Genomic DNA, 3,421 nt, shown 5'->3' on the forward strand with positions numbered 1-3,421 from the left:
CCGCCATCGGCACCCACGCCATCCGCGTCCAGGTCATCATCACCGAACCCGCGCTGTTCCTCCCGGTCATCGGCATCTCCCATTTGCAGGCTGAGGCCGCAGCCACCGCGAACCTGACCACCGGAGTACAAGGACCACACCGGTCATGACCACCGCACCACGCAACCGCGGCACCGAGATACTGCGCGGCCTGGGGGCACTGCTCCTGTTCGGCGTCCTCCTCATCGGATTCCCGATCGGCCTGCACACCGTCGCCGGATCACCCGTCCCGGACCGGCTGCCGACCTGGGACGAACTCACCGCGACGCTGATGAGCCCCGACACCGACCAGCACCTGTTCCTCGGCGCCGTCCGCCTCCTGGGCTGGACGGCCTGGCTCGCGTTCGTCCTCGCCACCTGCATCGAAACGATCGGCCACCTCGCCGGACGCCCCACGCCGTCTCTGCCGCGCCCTGCCCGGCCGCTGCAGTTGCTCGTCCGGGACATGGTCGCGACCGCCACACTGGTCTTCAGCGCGACCGCCGCCCTCACCACGTCGGCGTCCGCCGCCCACACGATCACCGCCGCCGCACCGCAGGCATCCACTACCGAGGGCGTCGAGCAGACCGCAGATGCATCCGTCGTCAATAGACGGAAGCCGCTCGTCGGCAACGCGGCCCCGATGGGCGAACGGCCCGACGCTCCGGGCCGGGAGACGTACACGGTCCAGCAGGACGACACCCTCTGGGGCATCGCCGACGACACCTACGGCTCAGGCCACCTCTATCCCGAGATCTTCAAAGCCAGTCGTCCCCTCGACCAGCCTCCTGGCATCCCGGCCCTCACCGACCCCGAAAAGCTGTACCCCGGCCAGCGTCTCCGCCTCCCCGAAATCCAGACAGACGCCAAAGCCACGGAGGAACCCAACCGGTCAACGCTGCCCGAGCCCGCTGACACCCCGAATACTCCACGCCCGTCGCAGGAACGCGACAGCTCCGGCACGCCACCAACCTCAACGGAACCGACCGGTCACTCCACGACCGCGCCGTCCTCCCCCGTCCCGAGGCACGCCGAGCCGTCACCAGACCGGCCGTCCACACCGACACCGCGCCCGGCACACGAGACGGACGACTCCTTCGCCATCACGCTGCGATCGGGCTCGTACATCGGCTTCGGCCTCGCAACCGCACTCAGCATCGCCCTGGCCGCCACCCGCCTGCATCGACGCCGACGCCACGCCGCCCCTGGCAGCAGCGACCCCACAGCCGTGCCCGCACCGGATCCAGCAACGTCCAAGCCGGTCGCCGAGGCCCGCAAAGCCCACCTGGACACCTACGCCGACCGCGACGTTCCCATCCCGTCCGACGCCGAACTCGTCGCCCAGGACATCGCCACGCCGGTCCCCGAACACATCACGCTGGGCACCCGCGCCGGTCGTCCGGTCATCCTGCCTCTCGCCGGGCTCAGCCTCGGCTTGGCCGGCGACGCCGCACCCGCCACCGCCCGCGCCGTGGCCACCGAACTCCTCGCCAAGAGCCACCGCGACCGCGCCGAACTCCTCATCCCACGCCCCGACGCAGAAGAGCTCTATCCCACCAGCGACATCACCGCCCACACCCCGCCCGGGCTGACGATCACACCAACCCTGAACGCCGCCCTCACCCACCTCGAAACCGAAATCCTCCGCCGCGCCCGCCTGCTGGAAACCACCGACCAGCCCGACCTGACCTCCCTACGCGCCACCGACCCCGCCGAACCACTCCCCGTCCTCCTTCTCATCGGCTCGGTAACCGAGCAGGCCGCCCCCACCCTGCAGGCGATTCTCGGCCTGGGGCGCCGCTACGGCATCGGCGCGCTCATCCTCGGCCCTTGGCCCACCGGCACCACCGTGCACCTCAACACCGACGCCACCGTCCACCGCGCCATCGGGACCAACGCCGACACGCTCACAGGCGCACGCCTGTTCAACCTCACCACCGCCGACGCCGACGCCATGCTCCAAACCCTCCACACCGCGACCGGCGCCGACCCCGCCGCGCCGCCGTCCCAAACCAGTGACACCGACACCGCGGCAGCCACCCCTGAACCCGCTTTGCGTCCCGAGTCGGACCTCGTCCCGCCGCCCCGCCCCACCAGCGCAGAACGGCCGCGACCCGCCCGGCTACAGGTACTCGGCCCGGTCACCCTTTACACCGCGGACGGCCCCGTCACCACCGGCCTGCGCCGCAGCGCCCGCGACCTACTCGCCTACCTCGCCCTGCACCCCAACGGCATCACCCGCGACCAAGGAGTCGGCGCCCTCTGGCCCGACCACAACCCCGACACCGCCACCACCCAGTTCAACACCGCCATCAGCAACATCCGCAAAGTCCTGCGCACCGCCACCGACCTCCGCGAACCCATGTTCGTCCTCCACACCACCGGCCGCTACCGCCTCGACCCCCAACTCATCGACGTCGACCTGTGGAACCTCACCACCACCCTCAACAACGTCAAGCACGCCATCACCGACACCGACCGCATCACCGCACTCACCCCCGTCGCCGACCTCTACACCGCCGACTTCGCCGACAACCTCACCCACGACTGGGCCGAAGCCCACCGCGAATACCTCCGCCGCACCGCCACCGACGCCCTCACGCACCTCGCCCAATTCCAACGCGACGACCACCCCGACCGCGCCCTCGCCACCCTCGAACAAGCCATCCACCTCGACCCCTACGCCGAATCCCTCTACCGCGCGATCATGCAACTCCAGATCGACCTCGGCCACCCCGACGCCGCCCACCGCACCTACCGCCTCCTGACCACCCGCCTCGCCGACCTAGACACCGAACCCGCCGACCAGACCCACCAACTCCTCAGCGAACTCCATCAGCGCTAAGCCACTGTGCCAACAGAGGAGGTGTGTCCGGTTGACGCCGCGCGCCGTCAACTGGACACACCACAAAGATCGAGGTGCCATGGGGACACATCAACGACCTTACGGTCCTCGGCCACGCTCCGGCCTGGCCCACGCTCTGTCCGTGAGGGTGTTCACCAGCCTGTTCAGCACCCGCACGCCCGTGCTGATGGCCGTCCCGACCCACACCGGCGCCGTCCGCACCCTGCTCGCCGGGCGCGGGGAAACCAGCCGCTTCCACGTCATCGGATACCGGGAACCCGACCGCCCCACCACACCCGAGGGGCTGCTGGACCACTGCGGGCTTTCCGCCGCCACCCTCGCCGCCCAGGCCACCATCATGCTCAAGGAACACCGCCCATGACCCTCGACACGGCTACCCCGCCCGACCAGGCCGTCCTGGACGCCTTTAACCGGGACGGCTACGTCGTCCTGCGCGACGCGATCACCCACCAATGGCGCAAGCAGGCCGCCGCAGCCGCCATGCGGCTGCTAGACAGCGACCGCACCGCCGGACGGGACCGCAGCGCCGACAACAAG

Annotated in this window: 2 protein-coding genes and 1 pseudogene; all 3 read left to right on the plus strand. The window is 70.1% G+C overall.

All coding sequences use genetic code 11. The annotated features are described in order from the left end of the window. Window positions 1-145 precede the first annotated feature (145 nt). Entirely contained in the window at window positions 146-2,863 is a 2,718-nt protein-coding gene (locus BJF79_RS35150) for a BTAD domain-containing putative transcriptional regulator (protein WP_075903905.1), read from the plus strand. A gap of 79 nt (window positions 2,864-2,942) precedes the next feature. After that, a complete protein-coding gene (locus BJF79_RS35155; protein ID WP_075903907.1) occupies window positions 2,943-3,245 on the plus strand; it encodes a hypothetical protein in 303 nt (100 codons plus the stop codon). After that, a pseudogene (locus BJF79_RS35160) lies at window positions 3,242-3,421 on the plus strand (hypothetical protein); the annotation flags it as partial. The gene BJF79_RS35155 and the pseudogene BJF79_RS35160, both read left to right, overlap by 4 nt.

It is taken from the genome of Actinomadura sp. CNU-125, from assembly GCF_001942465.1.
Classification (GTDB): domain Bacteria; phylum Actinomycetota; class Actinomycetes; order Streptosporangiales; family Streptosporangiaceae; genus Spirillospora.